This window comes from Magnetospirillum fulvum (genome assembly GCF_900108475.1).
Classification (GTDB): Bacteria; Pseudomonadota; Alphaproteobacteria; order Rhodospirillales; family Magnetospirillaceae; genus Phaeospirillum; species Phaeospirillum fulvum_A.
On sequence record NZ_FNWO01000001.1, the window covers coordinates 166,295 to 186,934 of the forward strand.

Consider the following 20,640-nt stretch of genomic DNA (forward strand, 5'->3'; position numbering starts at 1 on the left):
AATCCCTCGGCTACGCCGAAGGTTTCATCGGCTATTCCATAGGGGATGGTGTCTCCGACCGGATGAAAGTTGCGGTTGGGAAACAGGCATGCGAAAGTCGGAAAGGTCCGACGCGGACCGGCTAAAGCCTTGCGGGGGAACCAGTCCATGGACGTGATCGTCACCGACATCGCCATTGTCGGCGCCGGAGGCGCGGGCCTCAGGGCCGCGATTGAAGTGGCGGAACAGAACCCGTCGTTGAAAATCGCGCTGATCTCCAAGGTCTTCCCGATGCGCAGCCACACCGTGGCCGCCGAAGGTGGGGCGGCGGGGGTGGTCAAGCCCAATGACAGCTTCGATCTTCATTTCGACGATACCGTCAGCGGCGGCGATTGGCTGTGCGACCAGGATGCGGTCGATCTGTTCGTCCGCGCCGCGCCCGAGGAACTGACCCGGATGGAGCATTGGGGCTGTCCGTGGAGCCGCGATGCCGACGGCCGGGTCGCTGTGCGCGCGTTCGGCGGCATGAAGACCGAGCGGACATGGTACGCCGCCGACAAAAGCGGCTTTCATATGCTGCATACCCTGTTTCAGACCTCGCTGAAATATCCGTCGATCACCCGCTATGACGAGTTCTATTCGACCGAATTGCTGGTCGAGGAAAAGCGCTGTACCGGTCTGGTCGCCATCGAATTACGCAGCGGCAAGCTGGTCGCGTTCCGGGCCAAGGCGGTGATCCTCGCCACCGGCGGGGCCGGGCGGGTCTTCCCCTTCACCACCAACGGTGCGATCAAGACCGGCGACGGAATGGCGATGGCCTACCGCGCCGGGGTGCCGTTGAAGGACATGGAATTCGTTCAGTACCATCCGACCGGCCTGCCCGGTACCGGCATCCTGATTACCGAGGGCGCGCGCGGCGAAGGCGGCTTGCTGACCAACCGCGACGGCTATCGCTATCTCCAGGATTACGGGCTGGGGCCGCCCGACCCCTGGCCGCGCAACAAGGCGATGGAGCTGGGCCCGCGCGACCGTCTCAGTCAGGCGTTCTGGCACGAGCAGCAGAAGGGCCGCACCGTCGAAACGCCATTCGGCGATGCGGTCAATCTCGACATCCGCCATCTCGGCGAGAAGAAGATCGATGAGCGCCTGCCGATGGTGCGCGAACTGGCGATCAGCTATGTCGGGATCGACCCGGTCCACGCGCCGATCCCGGTGCGGCCGGTGGTCCATTACACGATGGGCGGGATCGACACCGACATCGACGCGGCGACCCCCCTGCCCGGCCTGTTCGCCGCCGGGGAATGCGCCTGCGTCTCGATCAACGGGGCCAATCGGCTGGGATCGAACTCGCTGGCCGAAATCCTGGTGTTCGGCGCTCGCGCCGGTCGCAGCGCGATCGCCTTCGCCCAGGCCAACCCGCATGGGTCCGAGCGTGCCGCCAAGGCCCGCGCCGACGAAGCCCAGGCCAAAATCCGCGCCCTGTTCCTCAATGACGGCACCGAATCCGCCCCGGCGCTTCGCCGGGCGATGAACGAGACGATGGAAAGTGGCGTCGGCATCTTCCGCACCGAAGAGTCGCTCCAGCAAAGCTGTGCCGTCCTGGCCGATCTGCGCACCCGCTTCGCCCAGGTCCGGCTTGAAGATCGCAGCAATGTCTTCAACACCGATCTGGTCCAGGTGCTGGAACTGGGGGCAATGCTCGACGTCGCTCAGACGATGGCCGAAGCGGCGCTGACCCGCACCGAATCGCGCGGCTCGCACCAGCGGCTCGATTATCCCAAGCGCGACGACGAGGACTTCCTGGCCCACAGCATCGCCAGCTATTCCAGCGGAGAGCGCCCGGCGATCGGGTCCCGCAACGTGGTGATCACCCGCTCGCGGCCCGGCGAGCGCATCTATGGCGGAGGCGGGTCATGAGCGAGACGATCACGATCCGGGTTCTGCGCTATGACCCGGACAAGGATGCCGAGCCGCGCTTCGATGATTTCATCGTTCCCTACCGGGACGAATGGGTCGTGCTCGACGCCCTGGCCTATATCAAGGAAGTGCTGGACCCCAGCCTCGCTTATCGCGGCTCGTGCCACATGGCGGTATGCGGCTCGTGCGGGATGATGATCAACCGCCAGCCCAAGCTGGCCTGTCACAGCTTCATCCGCGATTATCGCGGACAGCTGGTAACCGTTGAACCGCTTGATCATTTCCCGATCGAACGCGACCTGATCGTCGATCAGGACGGCTTCATCGAGAAACTCTCCAGCCTTTATCCCTATCTGGTCACCGAGCACGACAAGCCGTTGAGCGAAGGGCCGAATCTCCAGACTCCGGCCCAGTTGGCGGCGTTTCGTCCCTTCACCCAATGCATCAACTGCCTGCTGTGCTATGCCGCCTGTCCCCAGGTGGCGATCAACGAAGCGTTCTCCGGTCCGGCGGCTCTGGCCATCGCCCACCGCTATAACCGTGATTCGCGCGATTCGGGCGAAGAGCTGCGGTCGGAAATCACCGACAGCCATCACGGCGTGTGGGACTGCACCTTCGTCGGAGCCTGCTCCGAGGTCTGCCCGAAGAACGTCGATCCCGCCGCGGCGATCCAGCGGACCAAGATTTCCGCCTCGTTCCGCTGGCTGAAAGCGCGCTTGCTGCCGGGAGGCACGCCATGACCCGTCGCCCCTATGTTCGTCCGCTCCATCCCCATTGGTGGCTGCGCGACCGCCGCCAGTTCCTTTATATCGTCCGCGAGGGCACCAGCGTCTTTGTCGGACTTTACTCGGCGATCCTGATGGATGGGCTGATCCGGCTAGCGCAGGGGCGCGAGGCGTGGGAGACCTATCTTGCCGCGTTGTCCAGCCCGCTCGGCGTCACGGTCCAGGTGATCTGTCTGGCCTTCGCCGCCTTCCATGCCGTCACCTGGTTCGGGGTGACGCCGAAGGCGATGCCGCCGCTGCTGGTCAAGGGCGAGCCGATCCCGGCCCGCACCATCATCCGGGGCCATTTCATCTTGTGGGCGGTGCTGTCGCTGGCCGTTCTGCTCGTGCTGGGAGGCTAAGGCCATGACCAAATCGAACGAACCCTTCGTCTGGATGCCGTTCGGCGCGGGCGGCATGGTCGCCGCCCTGGTCACCCCGGCACTGATCCTCGCCACCGGGGTACTGCTGCCGCTCGGGTTGCTCGACCTCTCCTACGATCACATCCGCGCCCTGGCCGCGGGCTGGATCGGCAAGCTGATCATTCTGACCCTGGTGGCCCTGCCCGCCTGGCACGCCGCTCATCGCATCCAGGCCACCGCCCACGATCTCGGCTGGGGCGGCGGACTGGGATTGAAGCGGGTGTGTTACGGCACCGCCACCTTTGTCGCCGCCGTATCGCTGATCGCCCTGCTGAAGCTCTAAATCGCCCCGCTGGCGGCGGAGCGGGTCGTCCGCTCCGTCGTCTTGTCCCCTCCCACCACACCCGCCCAAGGAAATCCGCCGTGAGGTTCAGGCTGTTCACCATCCGGGACAACGGCATTCGCGGCAGCGTTCCGCCCTGCTATTCCTGGGATGTGGTCGATATCGAGACCAAGGCAGTGATCGCGGTTTCCGATATCGAAAGCGAGATTGCCCAGGTCTCACCTGAAATCCGCCGCGATCTGCTGGACGGACACTGGGCAGCCGCCGGAGAATTCCGCCGCTTTCGTCCCCATCCCGAAGCCGCCGAACACGTCGCCTTCGTTATCCATGAATTATCTCGCCCTTAAATGGCGAACCTCTCTTCGTCTGGTCAGTCTTTTATTATTAGGTAACCTTTTCCAAGGTAGCCTTTGACCAATTATCGATGGTCAGTGGAGGCTTCCTATGCGAATCGGCGATTTCTCTTTCCAGTCCAAGCTGTTCATGATCATCAGCCTCTCGGGACTGACCGTCGCCGTGCTGCTGGGGCTAAGCCTCGGCATCCTGAATTCCGCCGTCCTCAAGGAGCGTCAGTTCGCCGTGCAAAGCTCGGTCGATGTCGCTCATTCGGTGCTGGTTCATTATCAAGGGCTGGAAACAGAGGGCAAGCTGTCCCACGACGACGCCGTCGCCGCCGCCCTCGACACCATCCGCGGCCTGCGTTACGGCGACGGCGAATATTTCTTCGTCAGCGACGTCAGCGGCGTGATGATGATGCACCCGATCAAGAAGGAATTGGAGGGGAAGAACCTTAACAACATCCAAGACAAGACCGGGCGCTATTTCTACCGCGATTTCTTCCAGCAGTCCGGGAAAAGCGGCTATGTCAGCTATTACTGGCCCAAGCCCGGCCATGACGAAGCCGTCGAAAAACTGAGCTATGTCAAGTCGTTCGAACCCTGGAAGATGGTGCTGATTTCCGGGGTCTACATGGACGACGTCAAAGCGCGGTTCCAGGATTATGCCGGGCTGATGATCCTGACCGGGACGGTCGGGATCATCGTTATCGTCATCGCCGCGATCTTGTTCCGCCGCCACATGGTGGCGCCACTGAACGACATCACGACCGCAATCGACCGCCTGCTGGCCGGGAATACCGAGGTGACGCTGGCCGCCAGCGATCGCCGCGACGAGGTCGGCGTGCTGACAACGGCGGTGGTCCGCTTCAGCGACACATTGCGGCAGATGAAAGCGCTGGAAGCCAGCGCCGCAGCCGAGCAAGAAAAAGCCGAAGCCAGCCAGCGTGCGATCCTCAACCGTCTGGCGACCCAGATCGAAGACGAGATCAAGGGGATCGCCCAGGCGGTCGCCACCTCGGCCGAGAACATGCGAACCGCGGCAAACGATCTGGTGACGCTGTCGCAATCGACGACGAAACAGACCGACCAGATCGCCCAGGCTTCGGACCGGGCCACCTCCAGTGTCCAGACCGTCGCCTCGGCGGCGGAGGAACTGGCGGCATCGATCCGTGAGATCGGCTCGCAGGCGGCGACCTCGACCCGCGTTGCCAGTTCGGCGGTTGACGAAGCCAACAAGACCGGCGAGCAGATCCGCTCGCTGGCGGATTCGGTCGATCAGATTTCCCAGGTAATCAACCTCATCACCGATATCGCCAGCCAGACCAACTTGCTGGCGCTGAATGCGACGATCGAGGCGGCCCGGGCCGGTGAAGCCGGAAAGGGCTTCGCCGTTGTCGCAGGCGAGGTCAAGACCCTGGCCAACCAGACCGCCCAGGCGACGGATTCGATTATCGCCCAAGTGCAGTCGGTTCAAACCGCGACCTCGGGAGCGGTCGAAGCAATCCGCACCATCACGGCCAGAATCAACGAAATCAACGGCATATCTTCGGCCATTGCCGCCGCAGTCGAAGAACAGGCCGCCGCCACCCGCGAAATCGCCGCCAGCGTCCATCACGCCGCCAACGATACCGAATCCGTTCTGGCCATCACCCGCACTGTCAGCGATGCCACCGGGCGGGTCGGAGATTCGGCGAGCGGGATGTCGGGGGCGTCGGAAACCCTGGCGCAACAGGCCTCGCTGCTCGACCACAAGATCAGCGACTTCCGGTCCCGGCTGATGTCCTGATCCAAGTCGGCGGCCCTTCGCAAGGATTTTGGTGCGGCGTTTGCATAAGCTGAAAACGCCGCACCTTGCGGAATCCTGCGGAAAGGATCGCTCTCATGACGTCTTCGCCCTCCCACGGCATCCCGGTTTCCTCCTTACGCCCCCTCGACATGTCGAAGGTGAAGGCAGTCAGGCTCGAGGGACAGGATCTGGTCGATTTTTATCGCCAGACCAAGGAGATCATCGAGCAGGAATATACCGTTCCCAATGGACAGACCGATTACGGCGAATATGCCCGGATTGAGGTCGGGGGGAAGAGTGTGGCCAGCGTCAGCAACGAAGGCTATGCCGAAATTTCCGGCTCTTTCGGTCGTTTGGTCCTCGAAAACGACGAGATTGGCGGGCCGCAACTGGCGCAACGCCGCGCCCAGCAGATCGCCAAAGCCTTGGGGGGCACGGTGGTCAAATCGCCGACCGCGATGACCCAGGCGCAATGGCAAGACCGCCCCGCACTGACCTTCACGATCGATTTCGAGGCGATGCGGCGGGACGGACGGATGGAAAGTTGGACCAACGCGGCCTCGTTTCTGACCGCTCAATTGCTCGGACAAAACGACCGATCCTGATCGTTTTTGCCGACCGGAGGCGTCCATCCCCGGCAGAACCTGCCCAGATCGGCATCCCTGGGGCGCAAGTCCTGCTTTTCAGGGACGGCGCAGCTTGCCGTTATCGCCGAAATCTCCGATAAAGCCAGGGTTTCAAATGATAAGGTCGTTTCCATGAGCGATTCGATGTCTCTGCTTCTGAACACCTTGCCGGCTTTGATGCCGACCCTTCCGGCGCTCGGTCAGGTGGCGGCATTCCTGGCGATCGTCGCCGGATTGGCGACGATCGGAGCTGGCCTTCGCATCGTGACCGGAAACCGCGACGCCGTCGCTGCGGCCGATCTGGTGGTCGGCTGGGGACTGGTGGTCGTCCTGTTCGTCGTCGGTAACAGTCTGCTGGCGATCCCCTTGACGATCCTGGCATTGCTGACCGGGCTTGCCGCTTTGGTCTTCGCAATCGTCCTGATCCGCCGCAAGGCGGTTCCGATGGGCGGCGGAATCGTCAAGCTGTTGGTGCTGCTGCTGCCGATCTTGGCGGTAACGGCCTCGATGCAGGCGTCGGAGGGCGACGATTTCGGCACCTGGCTGCCCAACCTGCGCTATCTGGTGCTGTTCGATCATTTCCCCGGCCCGGGCCTGGAGCCGACCGACAGCCAGTTCCCCGCGTACCCACCTGCCGGGGCCATCGTCGCCTATCTCGTCAGTCTTTTGTCGGGGCAATTGTCCGAAACGGCGATCGACCGCTTCAATCTCATCCTGCTCGGTGCCCTGGCCCTGCTGCTGATCCGCACCTTCCGCGACGAACCGCCCGGATCCGAACGCGCCGTGCGCTGGCGCGACGCGGCCATCGCCCTCGCCTTCGTCACCCTGTTCTCGCCGACCTTCGTTCCCCGGCTGGTGCTGGCCAATTATGCCGAATGCGCCACCGCGGTTTCGCTGGCCTTCGCCGTAATCCTCGGGCTGCGCCTGGTTCAGACGGACTCCCGTCCGGGTCCGGCCTTGATGCTCCAGGCCACCGCCGTCTTCGCCGCGCTGGTGATGACCAAACAATCGACGCTGGCGCTGTTCGGGTTGCTGCTGATCGGTCTGGCCATGGTCGCACGACGGACGCCGCGACGGTTGGGCTGGGCCCTGACGCCGTTCCTCGTCGCCTTGGCGATGCTGCTGGTGTGGAAGCATCATGTGATGCTGCTGGGCGGCGGCGAGATGCCGATCTCGGCATTCGACACATGGCATTGGAACGTATTGCCCGAGACTTTGGGATCAATGCTGACCGTCACCCACAACAAGTCGGGTTATTTCGGCCTCTCCGCCCTGATCGTTCTGGTTGGTCTGTGGACGCTGATCAAAGGCGGCAGCCAGCCGCTGGCGATCACCCAGGTCTTCACAATCTTGTTTCTCGGCTTCAACGCCTTCCTGCTATGGACCTATATCGCCGTCTTCATCGGCAACGAAGGCAGTTCGGCGGCGTCGTTCTGGCGCTACAACACCCAACTGGGCGGGGTGCAATTGGTGACCCTTGCCGCTCTGCTTGGCGTGGTGTGGCGTCGCAAGGCGGAAACCGCAACCAGGAACAGAATCGTTGCCGTCTGGGGTACGATCAGCCTGCTCGTCCTCATCGCCGGGCCGGTTCTGGGGGCGGGATTGCTGCGCTTTGACATCCACAAGGTCAAAATGCATATCGCCGAGGTCGCGCCGGAACTAAAGGCGATGCTCCCCCCCGGCACGAAGGTGTGGTTCATCGACCCCCCCAAAGTCGGGATGCACAACCAGATGGAATACAATCTGGGCTATGGCACCCAATTAGCTGATAGAATTTCTTACTACTCAACCGAAGAGGATTATGCGAATTTCGCTGCGAACGAGATCAGCGATTACGCCTATGTCCTGAATTCCAGCGAGACGCTGGAGACGGCGATTGCGCTCACCCTTCCCGTGGGAGCCTCGCATCTGATCCACCGCGACCAAACCGGCCAATGGCGGATCGTCAAATCCTGGCTGTTCAAGGGCTTTGTCAGGGCAAGTGACCTGAAATATTAGCAAAAACCGGTACTGCCCGAGGGCACCCACCCTCGGGCAGGTTACGGATCGGCCTCCCAATCAGGTCAACGGCAACGCCACGTCCCTGACTTTGCGGAAGCCCTGCTGGCACATCAAATCGTCTGCGGTCAGCATCACCTTTCCCAATCCGTCGATCTGGACCAGACGCACGATCTGGCCCAACCCCGGAACCGAAATGAGACCGTCCACCGACCACACGACACGGGAACGATTGCCGCTCTCGTAAACATCTCCCAGCTGCACTTTGAGCATTTCCCCAGCCTCGTCTATTCACCTGTTTTTCCTTATTATTTTTATGCCGTCTGCCGTTTCCTGCCCGACCGCTTCGATCCGGAATCAGAGCCCTCGGCCGGGAAAAACGATGGCGGGGCCGCAGCTTGCGACAGCATCGCCAAGGCATAGACCCGCAGGGCAGAGGCAAGACTGCGATAGGGATAATCGCGCCGGGCCGCGTCGCACAGCCTGTCCAGGCTTCCCCCCGTTTCAAAGGCCATCGCCTCGAGAACCTGCCAATATTCTCCTTCCAGCTTGACGCTGGTCCGTCGCCCATCGACCCGCACGTTTCGGCAGATCATCGCGGAGATTGAGCGGGGTTCTTCCTTCTCTTCGATGTGGCTTTGCGGTTGAGCAATTCTTTGGTCCAGCGTCCCGACCGCAACCTGGAGAATCGCCGCCAATGGACCGTTATCCATTGCCAGCGTGCGATCGATCATGCGTTTCAACTCGATCCGCATGTTGATGTCGGCCACGACGCCTTTGGTGTCGCTGCAACTCATGTGTCCCCCCACCATCGCCCAGTCGGGAAGGTCGCCGACCCGAAAACAAGTCTAAACGCATGCATTTTATCACCAAATGCATAAGCTTTCTATCAAAAGCAGGTGTTGGGACGGGAGGTGAATACACCTATTAAGGAATTTGTGCTTAGGTACAGCACCCCGACGCCAAAGCGCGCCTCCTTCCTCCTCGGGGAAGGCCCCACGCCAAAGGCGGCGGAGTTAAAAGGAATAAGGGTAAGGATGGGGAAGGCAATCCCAATGCAAACCGGGGCGGAGGCAAACGGACGGCCGGGTTGGCTTTCGCCTCGAATCGCCTTCCCTTTTTTTCCGCCGAACTGTGTTTGATCGATGGTTCGACAAAATTCTTGAAACGAGGCATTGACGGGCCGAAGCAGTTTCCGCTAGAAACACTGCTCCAGCCACGGTGGTTAGCAACCACCTTCTGCGGAGGGGTGGGTGAGTGGCTGAAACCAACGGTTTGCTAAACCGTCCTAGGGTGTCAAACCTTAGCGCGGGTTCGAATCCCGCCCCCTCCGCCACCTTGCCTCGGCAAGGATTCATTGCGACTTAACGCCGACGTCTGACGGATGTTATCCAACATCCGAACCGGAGGAATGATGGTGCCCCCCTCCGCCCAGGCCGTTGCCGCCGCGTATCGCAAGGTCGATCTCCGCATCCTTCCCTTTCTGTTTCTCTGCTACATCCTGGCCTATCTCGACCGGGTCAATGTCGGCTTTGCCAAATTGCAGATGTCGAGCGATCTGGGCCTCAGCGACGCGGCCTATGCCAGCGGCGCAGGAATCTTCTTTCTCGGCTATTTCTTTTTCGAGGTGCCGAGCAATCTGGCCCTGCGGCGATTTGGTGCCAGACGGTGGATTGCCCGCATCATGATGAGTTGGGGATTGGTGTCGGCGGCGATGATGTTCGTTACCGACGAAACCGTCTTTCTCGTGATGCGCTTTCTGCTTGGCATCGCCGAGGCCGGGTTCTTTCCCGGCATCATCTTCTATCTGACCCTGTGGTATCCCTCGTCGATGCGGGCGAGCCGGACCGCTTGGTTCATGGCGGCGGTTCCGCTGGCCGGGGTGATCGGCAATCCGATTTCAGGGTTGATCATGGAAACCCTGTCGGGGACGGCGGGGCTGGCCGGATGGCAATGGCTGTTTGTGGTCGAAGGTATCCCCTCGGTGCTGGTCGGCATCTGGGTGCTGTTTCACCTCGACAGTTCGATCGCCGAGGCGAAATGGCTGACCGACGCGCAAAAAGCGATCTTGTCCGCCAACCTGGAATCGGGTGAAGCACGTAAACCAAAGCGAAATCTGGCCGACGCCTTTACGTCGGGCAAGGTCTATGCGCTGTGCCTCGTTTACGCCACCCTGACCATCGGTCTTTACGGCATCACCTTCTGGCTGCCGACGATCGTTCATTCCTTTGGCGTCCAGAGCTATCTCGATGTCGGTCTGGTGTCGGCGATTCCCTATGGCGTGGCAACGGTGGGCATGATCCTGATCAGCCGCCATTCCGACCGCAGCGGGGAACGGCGGCTGCATTTCGTCTGTACGGTCACCGCCGGTGCGGCAGGGCTGATACTGAGCGGCCTGTTTGCCGATTCGCCTCTGCTGGCGACGGCGTTTCTGTCGATCGGGGCCTTGGGGGTGATCGGCGCGTTGCCTTTGTTCTGGCCGATCCCGACCGCGTTCCTGACCGGCACCGCCGCCGCCGCCGGAATCGGCTTCATCAACGCCGTCGGCAATCTGGGCGGCTATATCGGCCCCAACATGGCGATCTGGACCCGGGTCTTATCGTCCGACCGTTCCGCCGCCCTGTATGCGATTTCCGTCCTGCTGCTGCTGGGCGGGGCGATCGTGCTGAAGCTGCCCCCTCAAACCACCGAACCGACTCAGGAACCCACGCCCCCCTTGGCATGAGGCGGGACGACGCGACTCCGATTAATCTTGTTGGGTGGACGAAAGTATACCCCGTTCTCGCCTAAGATGGGGTACACTTACACTCATTCGTAATGATAGGACGTGTATCACGATGCCGTCCCCTTATGCCGTTCTGATGGTTGACGACGATCCCGGGGATGCCGGTCTGGTCAAGGCGGCGTTTTCCGTTGGCCGCTACCCCTGTCGGCTGGACCATGTCGCCGATGGAATTGCGGCGATGGAATTCCTTCGCGACGGAACCATCGGAAAAAACGGCACTCCCCGACCCGACCTGATCCTGCTCGACATCAACATGCCACGCAAAAACGGGCACGATGTTCTGAACGAACTGAAAGCCGACACCCATTTGCGCGACATTCCGGTGGTGATGCTGACCACCTCGGACGCCGAGCGCGACATCGCCATCGCCTACCGTTCCGGAGCGTCGGGCTATGTCACCAAGCCGGTTGATGTCGATGCCCTGTTCGCCGCGATCCAGGGCATTCAGGAATATTGGTTCGGGGTAATGCGGCTCCCCGGCCATCGCGCCTGACCGATCCGGGAAACCGGGCGATCCGAACCGGCTCGGTTCGGGGGCTGAACGCCCCCTCCCCTCTTGTCGATTCTCCCGTGAAAAAGTCCCTCGCTGTCGCTCGGTGTACTTTTTCCCGTTGGATTAAAAGGAGAAAAATGGGCTAGGGGCGGCCCAGCGCCCATTTTTCGTGTTGTATGTTTCACCAGCTTTGCGCCGCTTAAGCGCGCAAAACTGGTGAAATCCCGCCTCCGAAGCCGTGGGCGTCGCCCATCGGCCTCGGAGGGAACCAAATCCATCCCCGCGCGGAAAGCTTGATTGAGCACGGGGATTCTTTTTGAACCGGGGAAAAGTACACTGAGGCCAAAGGCCGAAGGACTTTTTCACGACCGACTTGTCGATTCTAGACCATCCCAGCGCGGGCGCGAGGGTCATAGCCGTTGCGCGGCCCCCATTTCTCGATCAGTTTTTTGAACTCGGAGTCGTTCTCGGGCAGCATCACCCGCAGCGTGACCAGTTGATCGCCCCGAGCCCCGTCCGCCCCGACGATTCCCTTCCCCTTCAGCCGCAACACCCCACCGCCATTCGAATCGGGCGGAACGCTGAGGGTGACCTTGCCGTCGATCGTCGGCACGGTGACCTTGCCGCCCAGCACCGCTTCCTGCACCGAGATCGGCAGATCGACCAGGATGTCGAGATCGCGGCGGACGAAATAGGGATGGCTTTCGACATGGAGGTCGATGAAGGCGTCGGGAACGATTGCGGCGGTCGGACCGGCGGGTTGCCCCTGCCCCTTCAGCCGCAGGGTCTGACCGTCAGTGGCCCCAGCTGGAATCTTGACCTCGACGGTGCGTCCGGTGATCAAGGTCACCCGCTTGGTTGCGCCCATGGCGGCGTCGGTAAACGACACAGTCAGCGAATGACGAACCTCACTGCCGCCGCGATGGGTCTCGGCACGGGCGGCGCGGCCCTGGGCCTTGCGACGCATCATCTCGGCCAGAATGTCGTCGGCATCGTCACCAAAGGAAAAGCCACTGCGCGAGCCCCAGGCCGACCCGGCCGAGCCCCAATCGGTGCCGCCGCCCGTCCCCGGACGCCAGGTCGAGCGAGTCCGCCTCGGCGCGCCGGACGCGTCGATCTCGCCGGAATCGTACTGGCCCCGCCGAGTCGAATCCGACAGGAAGTCATAGGCGGCAGAGATGTCCTTGAACCGCTCCTCGCCCTTTTTGTCACCGGGATTGAGGTCGGGGTGCAACTCGCGCGCCAGGGCGCGGTAAGCCTTCTTGATTTCGTCGTCGCTGGCGGTCTTGGCCACGCCCAGAATCTGATAAGGATCTTTCACTGTATCGGCGTCCGCATGATCGAGAAAAAGCAGGGGGTGGGAGAAGTCGGGCTCCCATCGGGCGGCATGTTACGGAAACTCGGCCAACTTCACCACCGGGGAATACACCGCCCTCGTGACGGGAGCGGATCGGCGACGCTGAAATGACGGCAAGGAAACACCAAATTGCGGCTGCATCTCAGTCTCTGCGCGTCAAGACCAGAGTCAAGGAACGACTACCATATAAGAGAAAATTAGGGCATTTTGAGGGGCCCCCGGCAAAGGGGAACCATTCCACAGGATATCATGCCCCATACCTCGATACCGGCTGACGGGAACGACCCGCTTCCCCAATTTCACGCCTGGATGGACGAAGCCGCCCGCCACGAACCCAACGATCCCAACGCGATGGCGCTTGCCACTGCCGATGCGAGCGGTCGTCCCAGCGTGCGGATGGTGTTGTTAAAGGGCGCGGACGAGCGCGGTTTTGTCTTCTACACCAATTTGGAAAGTCGCAAGGGCTGCGATCTGGCCGAAAACCCCCAGGCTGCCTTGTGCTTTCACTGGAAAAGCCTGAAGCGTCAGATCCGGGTCGAAGGGGCAATCGAACCGGTCTCGGACGAAGAGGCCGATGCCTATTACGCCAGCCGCCCTCGCGCCAGCCAAATCGGGGCCTGGGCCTCACGCCAATCGCAGCGTCTGACCGGCCGATTCGAACTCGAGCGGAGAATTGCCGAGTTCACGGCCCGCTTCGGGTTGGGCACGGTACCGCGCCCGCCGCACTGGTCGGGCTTTCGTCTGGTGCCGCAACGGATCGAATTCTGGCAGGACCGCCAATTCCGCCTGCACGACCGGCAGGTTTTTCTTCGGGAAAATGGACAATGGACGATCGTCACTCTGTTCCCGTAGCGTCGGCCTCCTCGCGGGAGGCCGAACAGGCCGAGGCCCGGCTGATGCGGCTGGCGACCTATGCCTCGACTGCGACGGCGGCGCTGTTGATCGCGGCCAAGCTGGCTGCCTGGATCGCTACCGGCTCGGTCGCGCTGCTTTCGACCCTGATCGATTCGGCGCTCGATCTCGCCGCCTCGGCGCTGAACCTGATGGCGGTGCGTCAGGCGCTGCAACCGGCCGATCACGAACACCGCTTCGGCCACGGCAAGGCCGAGGCGCTGGCCGGACTCGGGCAGGCGGCGTTCATCGTCGGTTCGGGCGGTCTGCTGCTGGTCGAGGCGGGGGGCCGTCTGGTCCACCCCGAACCGGTCAATCATGGCGAGTGGGGTATCGCCGTGATGGTGTTCTCGATCCTGGCCACCCTGGCCCTGGTTACGTTCCAGCGCCGGGTGGTGGCCCGGACCAAGTCGCTGGCGATCTCGGCGGATTCGTTGCATTACGCTGGCGACGTCGCGATCAATGCCAGCGTCATCGTCTCGCTCTTGCTGGCGATGGGGCCGGGCTGGACCATCGCCGATCCGATCTTCGCGATCGCGATCGGCCTGTGGCTGATGTACAACGCGGCCCAGATCGCGCGGGGCGCTCTCGACACGCTGATGGACCGCGAATTGCCGGATTCCGACCGCGACAACATCCGCAGACTGACCCTAGCCCATCCCGAAGTGCGCAGCATGCACGATTTGCGGACCCGGACCTCGGGTCGACAGGGCTTTATTCAGCTTCATCTCGAATTGCCGGGGGATTTGCCGCTGGCAGAGGCACACCGGATCGCCGACGAGGTCGAAGCGGCAATCCTGGCGGAATACCCCCGCTTCGAGATCATCATTCACCAGGATCCGGATGAGGTTGTCGAGATCCATCCGATTCCGGACTAAGCCGCCCCCGCTCGGCGTGACGCTCGAGCTGTACCCCTAAAGCACGGGCGAGGTCGTGTACGCGACGACGTACCGACGGATCGTTGATCCGGTAATAGACCCGGATCAAATCGAGAGTTTCGCGACTGTTGACGGCCAGAACCGGGGGCAGCTCCGGTTCTGTCTCCAGCTTGGCCAGATGGCGGGGGCTGGCCTGCTTCACCTGCTCGTTCATTTCGTCATAGAAATAATCGACCGACACATCAAGTGCGCGGGCGAGATCGTACAGCCGTGACGCGCCGACGCGGTTGGCCCCGCTTTCGTATTTCTGAATCTGCTGGAAGGTCAGCCCCAGCAAGCACGCCAAAGCGTCCTGACTGAGGCCGAGCACCATCCGGCGCAGGCGCAAACGCTCACCGACATGAATATCGACGGGGTTAGGACGCCCGGAAAGCGTGCGTCCTCGGCTTTTTGAACGAGTGTTTGACACGATATAATCCGCCTAGGTTGCGAATCCCCTGGTTTGTCCGGATTGACAAAACCCTGACGTAACATCCTTGCACACTCGGCAACCTAAGAAAATATATGAAATCGCGTAACGACCTTAGGTCGTACACTCCATAAAAACTCCATTCAGAAAAAATTTATCACTTAATAGGGGTGAAATCGCGACCGGAGGTCACCGGCGCGACCAGTCCGACCCGGATCAGGAAATCGCCGAAATGTTCGTCGGCAAAGCGTTCGGCGGCAAAGCGGCGCAGGATCGGAGCGAGGGTCGCGACGATGGTGTCCTCATCGACGTTTTCAAGGAACAGACGATTGAGGCGCTGGCCGTGATAGCCACCGCCGAGATAGAGGTTGTAGGTGCCCGGTCCCCGCCCGGTAAAACCGATCTCGGCGACATAGGGGCGGGCGCATCCGTTGGGGCATCCGGTCATTCGCAGAATGATCGGAACCTCGGCAAGGCCGCATTCGGCCATAATTCCGTCCAGCCGGGTGATGAATCCGGGCAGATAGCGCTCGCTTTCCGCCATCGCCAGCGAGCAGGTCGGCAAGGCAACGCAGGCCATCGCATTGCGCCGCAACTGACTGGGAGCCGTGCTGCCCTCGCCCATGCCGTACTCGGCCAGCATCGCCTCGATCCGCCCCCGCTCGGCGGCGGGAATATTGGCCAGGATCAGATTCTGATTGGCGGTCAGGCGGAAATCGCCCTGATGGATCGCGGCGATGGCGCGCAGCCCCTCCATCATCCGCCCTTTGACCCGGCCGTTTTCGACGAACAGGGTGAGGTGCCAGCGCCCGTCTTCTCCCTCGGTCCAGCCGAACGGATCGGTGTTGGCGGTAAAGACAAAGGGGCGCGGAGCCTCGAGACGGCGGCCGAGGCGGCGCTCGAGTTCGCCCTTGAACCACTCCACCCCACGATTGTCGATCGTGTATTTCATCCGGGCGTGCTTGCGGGTGACGCGGTCGCCATAATCGCGCTGGATCGCCACCACCGTCTCGGCGATCTCGATCACCTCGTCGGGACCGCAAAAGCCGATCGGATCGGCCAGACGAGGGAAGGTGGTGGGATCGTTGTCGGCCCGCCCCATCCCGCCGCCTGCGACGATATCGAACCCGGCCAACCGGCCGTCTTCGGCGATCGCGATAAAGCCGAGATCGTGGGTATAGACATCGACGTCGTTCGATGGCGGAGCGGCGAAGGCGATCTTGAACTTACGCGGAAGATAGGTGCGGCCAAGCAACGGTTCGTCCTCGGCCGGACTCCCCGCCACCTTCGTCTCGTTGAGCCAGATTTCATGATAGGCTCGGCTTTTCGGCAGCAGATGCTCGCTGGTCCGTTTCGCCAGATCGTACATTTCGGCGTGCAGACGCGACCGCTCGGGCAGCGAGGCGCACAGCACCCCGCGCACGACGTCGCCGCAGGCCCCGATCGAATCGATCAAAGCCTTATCAATGCCTTGGATCGTCCGCTTCAGGTCTTTCTTCAAGATACCGTGGAACTGAAAGGTCTGCCGCGTCGTCAGCCGCAAGGTACCGTTGGCATAGGTGCGGGCCAGTTCGTCAAGCACCAGCCATTGCGCGGGCTGGCAGATCCCGCCCGGCATACGCAAGCGCACCAGGAATTCAAAAGCCGGTTCCAGCTTCTGACGCCGCCGCTCGTCGCGCAGATCGCGGTCATCTTCCTGATAGATGCCGTGGAATTTCAACAAGATCTGATCGTCGGCGGAGATCCCGCCGCTCAACGGCTCGGTCAGACCCTGGGCGATGGTGCCGCGCAGGAAATCGCTGCCGGCCTTCAGGCTTTCGTTGGGGCCGAGCGCCGACAGCGGCTGGGTGACGTCGCGCGAGCGGTCGTCGGGCGAGACGGGGCGATGGTCATCCATGGTCAGTAGACGTCCCTCTGATAGCGGCCTTCGCGCTGAAGACGCTTGAGATATTCGGCGGCTGGCTCGGGGCGCAGACCGCCATGGTCGGCGAGGATGCGGATCAGGGCCGATTCGACCGCCGGTCCCAAGGTGGCAGCGGCACCGCAGACATAGAGATGGCCGCCGCCCTCGATCCAGGCGAACACCTCGCGTCCATGCTCGATCAGCCGGTTCTGGACATAGACCTTTTCCGCCTGATCGCGAGAGAAGGCGACCTCCATCCGGGTCAGCAGCCCGGTCTTGACCAGACGCTGCCATTCGCTCTGATAGAGGAAATCGGTGCGGAAGTGACGGTCACCGAAGAACAGCCAGGTCCGGCCGGTCGCCCCGGTCGCCTCGCGATGCTGCATGAAGGCGCGGAACGGCGCCACACCGGTCCCCGCCGCAATCATCAGGATCGGCCGGGTCGGGTCGTCGGGCAGGCGGAAATGCTCGTTGGCGGCGATAAAGACCGGAACCGTGTCCTCCGGCCCCAACCGCTCGGCCAGCCAGCCCGAGGCCACCCCCCGGCGCGGATACTCGTCCGACCCGAACGCGACCAGACCGACGGTCAGATGAGCTTCGTCGGGATAAGCCAGCGGACTGGAGGCCAGCGAATAGAGGCGAGGCCGCAGCTTTCGCAACATCGCGACAAAGGCGTCCGGAGCCAACCCCTTGGCGGGAAACTCACGGACGATATCGGCGATCTGGCGATCCTTCAGATAGGCTTCCAAATCGTCGCGGCGATCGGGGCGGGTCAGAACCTTCAGCTTTTTCGACTTCGCCGCCTCGGCATAGAGGTCGATGAAGCGCGACGTCGCCAGAGTGATCTCGCGCGAGCGTTCCAGGATCGTGGCCAGTCGCTCCGACCGTCCGCCAGCGGCGACGACGGTGTCGCCGTCCAGCCGCAACGTCTCGATCAGTTCGCTTACCAACGCCGGATCGTTGCGGGGCTGCACCCCCAGGGCGTCACCGGGCTGATAGACCAGACCCGAGCCCTCCAGCGACAGTTCGACATGCCGGACCACCTTGTCCGAGCCCCGTCCGGTGATGGGAATCGTGTCAAGCAGCGGCGCCGGAAACGGATTGGCCTCGTCATATCCGCCGGACGAGACCGTCGCAGTGGCCACGGCGACGACCGGAACCTTGGTCAGGTGCGGCGCAATCGCGGTCAGCGTCGCCTCGATCCATGCCTCGGCGACCTCTTCGTAATCGACGTCGCAATCCAGGCGCGTCGTCAGGCGATGCGCCCCCAGGGCCTCGAGCCGCTCGTCGATCTCGCGGGCGGTCTTGCAGAAATGGCGAAAACTCGAATCGCCCAGGCCCAGCACCGCGAACTCGGCCCCGGCCAGACGCGGAGCCCGTCGGCCCATCAGGAATTCGTGAAATCCACGCGCCGAATCCGGCGGATCGCCCTCGCCATAGGTGCTGACCACCACCAACAGATGGCGGAGTGCCTTGACCTCCGGCAGCGGATAGGACGCCATGTCGATGGCGCGGGCGGCCAGCCCCCGCTCGATGGCGCGGTGCTCGATATGGCGGGCGAGATCGGCGGAATGGCCGGTCTGTGACCCGTACAGGATCACCAGCGGCTCGGTCGCGACGGACTCGGTCCGGGCTGCGGACGGGACGGCCCCGGGGCGGGAGCGGGCGGCGAATCCGGCCAGATAGCCGCTGATCCACATCGCCTCGTCCAACGACAGCAACCCGACGAGGTCGTCGAGCTTACGTGCCGCCTCAGGACCGAGGGGAGACGCGCGAAGGGGGGATTCGGCTGTCATGAAACCTCGGATGGTCGCTGTTCGGAACAGGTCAACCGGCATTTATGCAGCCGCAGCGTCTTTCTCAATGGGACGCCATCACTATTTTCCGCTCGGCCGGGAACCGATTCGGGCAGGCTTGTCTCCACCTGCCACCCGCCTTATCTTCCAAATCACATGATACGCGCTCTCACTCTCGATTCGTTTCGCCGCTCCCTCGCTCTCAGCCGGGCGGTAAAGGCTGTCATCGTCGTCCTGCTGTCTTATTGCGGTGGCCTCTATTTCACCGGACTAATCCATCCCGATTCCGCTTTGTTCGGCGCGATGTGGGCGGCAGTGTCCGGACTGGCCTCGCTCCAGGACGACCTGCCCGGCACCCGCACCGCCGCCATTTTGCGGGTGTGGGGCACCCTGGTCGGCGCGGTGATCGCCGCCGCCTATCTGACCGCCTTTCCCTTCAGCACGATCGGCCTCGCCCTGGCGGCGGGACTGGCGGCGGGGATCGGAGCCTTGCTCAAGATGACCGATGGGGGCCGCCTGTCGGCGATCACGGTCACGGTGATCACGATCCTGACCGTGATCAATCCCGACCTCCATCCGGTCAGCAACGCCTCGCTGCGTTTTCTGGAATCCTGTCTGGGGTCGGCGATGGCCCTTGGAGTGGCGCTGATTTGGGCGGGAGTCACGGCGCTGTGGCTGCGCCGAAAAGAGAGACGATGACCGACGAAGCCAAATCCCATGGGCACCGAGCCGCCTCCTTCCTGGCCCCGGGCTCGGTCGATGGCGCATCGTTCGAGTACCGGCTGCAACGGACACCGGTCGGAGTGGTGATCCTCGATGCGGCCCGCAAGATTCGCGCGGCCAATCCGCTGGCGCGCCAGTTACTGGGCCGCGACTCCGCCACGCCGCTGTTCGGGGTCGATATCTTGTCGCTTCACCCCGAAGGGGCACGGGCCAAGGTCGGCTGGCTGATCGATTGCGCTCGGGATTCCGCCGACGGCACCGCCTCGCTGCTGGTATCGACACCGATGGGGAGTCTGGTGGCGAAGGTGACCCGGTTACAGACCGGTCCGGCTCCGGCCAATCTCGGCTATTGCATGATGTTCCACGCCCAGGGCGAGCTTCAGATGGGAGAAAGCCGCGAAGACGGCCTGGGCCCGCTGGTCAAGCTGCCGCTGATGCGGGGCAAGGGCGGCGTCACCACCCTGATCGACGTCGATCAGGTCGCTTGCCTGACCGCCCAGGGCCATTACGCCGAAGCGAAAACCCTGGCCTTCTCCGCGTTCTGCCCCCGCTCGCTGGCCGATCTCGAACGCAGGCTCGACCCGGCGATCTTCGTGCGGGTCCATCGCCGCCATCTCGTCAACATCCGCCACGTTCTCGCTGCCGAGCGCGATCACGGTCGCCTCCACCTCCGCCTGGCCGATCCGGACTCGACCCTGATCCCGGTCAGCCGCGACAAAATCGACCTGGTGCGCCGCTTGCTTGCGGTATGATCCTGGTCGCCCGTGCAGCTTCGATGCCGTTCATGCAGATATCAAACGGTTCACGCGCAAGCACTTGTCCGCTTGGGCGCCACGATGTCACCTTAACGCAGCCCAAGGTTCGGCTTCTCCTGGTATGAAGGTACGGTCCATGACGTCTTCCCCGGCTTCGCTCTCCCTGTCCCCGGATGAGTCCGCCTCTAACCCCGACCGCTATATCAGCTTTCGCGGCATCGATTTCGAAGGCAACATGCAGGTGGTGTTGGGCCATCTCTATCGCCACATCGACGACCCGGCGAAGAACAACGCCCTGTGGATCCGCTTCCGCGAGCGTCTGGCCTTGGCCGAAAGCAGCGCGACCGCGACCACCGACAAGCTGCTGCTGCTCCATTCCCACGTTTACTACATGGTCGAACTGTTCGAGGACCATGACGATGACGAAGCGATGGAGGCGTTGAAGAAGCTCGAGGAAGAGTGTTTCTGACCGCGACG

The 20,640-nt window shown here is 62.5% G+C and carries 21 protein-coding genes and 1 tRNA gene; 16 read left to right on the forward strand and 6 right to left on the reverse strand.

Going from position 1 to position 20,640, the window contains the following annotated elements:
* Positions 1-147: 147 nt before the first annotated feature.
* The 8 genes from frdA to BLW40_RS00750 all read left to right on the forward strand — a co-directional run bounded on the left by frdA (position 148) and on the right by BLW40_RS00750 (position 8,113).
* Positions 148-1,896 carry a fumarate reductase (quinol) flavoprotein subunit gene (gene frdA / locus BLW40_RS00715; RefSeq protein ID WP_074764542.1) on the forward strand — a complete coding sequence of 583 codons (1,749 nt, stop codon included), beginning with the start codon at positions 148-150 and terminating at the stop codon, positions 1,894-1,896.
* Positions 1,893-2,636 (forward strand): succinate dehydrogenase/fumarate reductase iron-sulfur subunit, encoded by a 744-nt coding sequence (locus BLW40_RS00720; protein WP_074764544.1) that lies wholly within the window; start codon positions 1,893-1,895, stop codon positions 2,634-2,636. The genes frdA and BLW40_RS00720 overlap by 4 nt, the downstream gene beginning before the upstream one ends.
* On the forward strand, positions 2,633-3,022 hold the full coding sequence (locus tag BLW40_RS00725; RefSeq protein WP_074764546.1) for a fumarate reductase subunit C: 390 nt from the start codon (positions 2,633-2,635) through the stop codon (positions 3,020-3,022). Before BLW40_RS00720 ends, BLW40_RS00725 begins: the two co-directional genes overlap by 4 nt.
* A 4-nt stretch (positions 3,023-3,026) precedes the next feature.
* Positions 3,027-3,365, forward strand: a complete 339-nt coding sequence (gene frdD / locus BLW40_RS00730; RefSeq protein ID WP_074764548.1) for a fumarate reductase subunit FrdD — start codon at positions 3,027-3,029, stop codon at positions 3,363-3,365.
* Positions 3,366-3,445: 80 nt separating this feature from the next.
* Entirely contained in the window at positions 3,446-3,712 is a 267-nt protein-coding gene (locus BLW40_RS00735) for a hypothetical protein (protein ID WP_074764550.1), read from the forward strand.
* Between the two features lie 97 nt (positions 3,713-3,809).
* On the forward strand, positions 3,810-5,489 hold the full coding sequence (locus tag BLW40_RS00740; protein WP_074764552.1) for a methyl-accepting chemotaxis protein: 1,680 nt from the start codon (positions 3,810-3,812) through the stop codon (positions 5,487-5,489).
* A gap of 95 nt (positions 5,490-5,584) precedes the next feature.
* Complete coding sequence (locus BLW40_RS00745; protein WP_139305438.1) at positions 5,585-6,094, forward strand: hypothetical protein; 510 nt, start codon at positions 5,585-5,587, stop codon at positions 6,092-6,094.
* 165 nt (positions 6,095-6,259) lie between these two features.
* Positions 6,260-8,113 (forward strand): hypothetical protein, encoded by a 1,854-nt coding sequence (locus tag BLW40_RS00750; protein WP_139305439.1) that lies wholly within the window; start codon positions 6,260-6,262, stop codon positions 8,111-8,113.
* Positions 8,114-8,173: 60 nt separating this feature from the next.
* Here BLW40_RS00750 and BLW40_RS17275 read toward each other — a convergent pair whose 3' ends face one another.
* Entirely contained in the window at positions 8,174-8,386 is a 213-nt protein-coding gene (locus tag BLW40_RS17275; protein WP_074764557.1) for a hypothetical protein, read from the reverse strand.
* A gap of 41 nt (positions 8,387-8,427) precedes the next feature.
* Positions 8,428-8,868, reverse strand: a complete 441-nt coding sequence (locus tag BLW40_RS00760) for a ribbon-helix-helix domain-containing protein (RefSeq protein WP_244511007.1) — start codon at positions 8,866-8,868, stop codon at positions 8,428-8,430.
* 488 nt (positions 8,869-9,356) lie between these two features.
* Between BLW40_RS00760 and BLW40_RS00765 the strand changes: the two genes are divergently transcribed.
* From BLW40_RS00765 to BLW40_RS00775, 3 genes are all read left to right on the forward strand, one after another.
* Positions 9,357-9,449 (forward strand) — tRNA-Ser (locus BLW40_RS00765).
* A gap of 75 nt (positions 9,450-9,524) precedes the next feature.
* A complete protein-coding gene (locus BLW40_RS00770; RefSeq protein WP_211656693.1) occupies positions 9,525-10,838 on the forward strand; it encodes an MFS transporter in 1,314 nt (437 codons plus the stop codon).
* 112 nt (positions 10,839-10,950) lie between these two features.
* Positions 10,951-11,391: a response regulator gene (locus BLW40_RS00775; protein ID WP_074764562.1), complete on the forward strand. Its 441-nt coding sequence runs from the start codon at positions 10,951-10,953 to the stop codon at positions 11,389-11,391.
* A 382-nt stretch (positions 11,392-11,773) separates the two neighbouring features.
* Here BLW40_RS00775 and BLW40_RS00780 read toward each other — a convergent pair whose 3' ends face one another.
* A complete protein-coding gene (locus BLW40_RS00780; RefSeq protein WP_074764564.1) occupies positions 11,774-12,712 on the reverse strand; it encodes a DnaJ C-terminal domain-containing protein in 939 nt (312 codons plus the stop codon).
* Between the two features lie 285 nt (positions 12,713-12,997).
* Between BLW40_RS00780 and pdxH the strand changes: the two genes are divergently transcribed.
* Positions 12,998-13,600, forward strand: a complete 603-nt coding sequence (pdxH, locus tag BLW40_RS00785) for a pyridoxamine 5'-phosphate oxidase (RefSeq protein WP_074764566.1) — start codon at positions 12,998-13,000, stop codon at positions 13,598-13,600.
* Positions 13,573-14,517, forward strand: coding sequence for a cation diffusion facilitator family transporter (locus tag BLW40_RS00790; protein ID WP_139305440.1), 945 nt, complete (start codon positions 13,573-13,575; stop codon positions 14,515-14,517). The genes pdxH and BLW40_RS00790 overlap by 28 nt, the downstream gene beginning before the upstream one ends.
* On the opposite strand, the gene BLW40_RS00795 is transcribed toward BLW40_RS00790, so the two are convergent.
* The 3 genes from BLW40_RS00795 to BLW40_RS00805 all read right to left on the reverse strand — a co-directional run bounded on the left by BLW40_RS00795 (position 14,465) and on the right by BLW40_RS00805 (position 18,685).
* Positions 14,465-14,986 carry a helix-turn-helix domain-containing protein gene (locus tag BLW40_RS00795; RefSeq protein ID WP_074764568.1) on the reverse strand — a complete coding sequence of 174 codons (522 nt, stop codon included), beginning with the start codon at positions 14,984-14,986 and terminating at the stop codon, positions 14,465-14,467. The two genes, BLW40_RS00790 and BLW40_RS00795, sit on opposite strands and share 53 nt — an antisense overlap.
* A 157-nt stretch (positions 14,987-15,143) precedes the next feature.
* Complete coding sequence (locus BLW40_RS00800) at positions 15,144-16,883, reverse strand: NADPH-dependent assimilatory sulfite reductase hemoprotein subunit (RefSeq protein WP_074764570.1); 1,740 nt, start codon at positions 16,881-16,883, stop codon at positions 15,144-15,146.
* A gap of 2 nt (positions 16,884-16,885) precedes the next feature.
* Complete coding sequence (locus BLW40_RS00805) at positions 16,886-18,685, reverse strand: assimilatory sulfite reductase (NADPH) flavoprotein subunit (protein ID WP_074764572.1); 1,800 nt, start codon at positions 18,683-18,685, stop codon at positions 16,886-16,888.
* 156 nt (positions 18,686-18,841) lie between these two features.
* Here BLW40_RS00805 and BLW40_RS00810 point away from each other — a divergent pair, with 156 nt between their 5' ends.
* From BLW40_RS00810 to cowN, 3 genes are all read left to right on the forward strand, one after another.
* Positions 18,842-19,384 carry an FUSC family protein gene (locus tag BLW40_RS00810; RefSeq protein WP_074764574.1) on the forward strand — a complete coding sequence of 181 codons (543 nt, stop codon included), beginning with the start codon at positions 18,842-18,844 and terminating at the stop codon, positions 19,382-19,384.
* Positions 19,381-20,160, forward strand: coding sequence for a LytTR family transcriptional regulator DNA-binding domain-containing protein (locus BLW40_RS00815; RefSeq protein ID WP_074764576.1), 780 nt, complete (start codon positions 19,381-19,383; stop codon positions 20,158-20,160). Before BLW40_RS00810 ends, BLW40_RS00815 begins: the two co-directional genes overlap by 4 nt.
* 139 nt (positions 20,161-20,299) lie before the next feature.
* On the forward strand, positions 20,300-20,632 hold the full coding sequence (cowN, locus tag BLW40_RS00820; protein ID WP_074764578.1) for a N(2)-fixation sustaining protein CowN: 333 nt from the start codon (positions 20,300-20,302) through the stop codon (positions 20,630-20,632).
* Positions 20,633-20,640: the final 8 nt, after the last annotated feature.

Bases quoted from the DNA above. Each gene is read 5' to 3' on its own strand.
- frdA (WP_074764542.1), top strand. From the start codon at position 148: ATGGACGTGATCGTCACCGACATCGCCATTGTCGGCGCCGGAGGCGCG.
- BLW40_RS00720 (WP_074764544.1), top strand. From the start codon at position 1,893: ATGAGCGAGACGATCACGATCCGGGTTCTGCGCTATGACCCGGACAAG.
- BLW40_RS00725 (WP_074764546.1), top strand. From the start codon at position 2,633: ATGACCCGTCGCCCCTATGTTCGTCCGCTCCATCCCCATTGGTGGCTG.
- frdD (WP_074764548.1), top strand. From the start codon at position 3,027: ATGACCAAATCGAACGAACCCTTCGTCTGGATGCCGTTCGGCGCGGGC.
- BLW40_RS00740 (WP_074764552.1), top strand. From the start codon at position 3,810: ATGCGAATCGGCGATTTCTCTTTCCAGTCCAAGCTGTTCATGATCATC.
- BLW40_RS00745 (WP_139305438.1), top strand. From the start codon at position 5,585: ATGACGTCTTCGCCCTCCCACGGCATCCCGGTTTCCTCCTTACGCCCC.
- BLW40_RS00750 (WP_139305439.1), top strand. From the start codon at position 6,260: ATGTCTCTGCTTCTGAACACCTTGCCGGCTTTGATGCCGACCCTTCCG.
- BLW40_RS17275 (WP_074764557.1), bottom strand. From the start codon at position 8,386: ATGCTCAAAGTGCAGCTGGGAGATGTTTACGAGAGCGGCAATCGTTCC.
- BLW40_RS00760 (WP_244511007.1), bottom strand. From the start codon at position 8,868: ATGCGGATCGAGTTGAAACGCATGATCGATCGCACGCTGGCAATGGAT.
- BLW40_RS00770 (WP_211656693.1), top strand. From the start codon at position 9,525: ATGATGGTGCCCCCCTCCGCCCAGGCCGTTGCCGCCGCGTATCGCAAG.
- BLW40_RS00775 (WP_074764562.1), top strand. From the start codon at position 10,951: ATGCCGTCCCCTTATGCCGTTCTGATGGTTGACGACGATCCCGGGGAT.
- pdxH (WP_074764566.1), top strand. From the start codon at position 12,998: ATGCCCCATACCTCGATACCGGCTGACGGGAACGACCCGCTTCCCCAA.
- BLW40_RS00790 (WP_139305440.1), top strand. From the start codon at position 13,573: ATGGACGATCGTCACTCTGTTCCCGTAGCGTCGGCCTCCTCGCGGGAG.
- BLW40_RS00800 (WP_074764570.1), bottom strand. From the start codon at position 16,883: ATGGATGACCATCGCCCCGTCTCGCCCGACGACCGCTCGCGCGACGTC.
- BLW40_RS00805 (WP_074764572.1), bottom strand. From the start codon at position 18,685: ATGACAGCCGAATCCCCCCTTCGCGCGTCTCCCCTCGGTCCTGAGGCG.
- BLW40_RS00810 (WP_074764574.1), top strand. From the start codon at position 18,842: ATGATACGCGCTCTCACTCTCGATTCGTTTCGCCGCTCCCTCGCTCTC.
- BLW40_RS00815 (WP_074764576.1), top strand. From the start codon at position 19,381: ATGACCGACGAAGCCAAATCCCATGGGCACCGAGCCGCCTCCTTCCTG.
- cowN (WP_074764578.1), top strand. From the start codon at position 20,300: ATGACGTCTTCCCCGGCTTCGCTCTCCCTGTCCCCGGATGAGTCCGCC.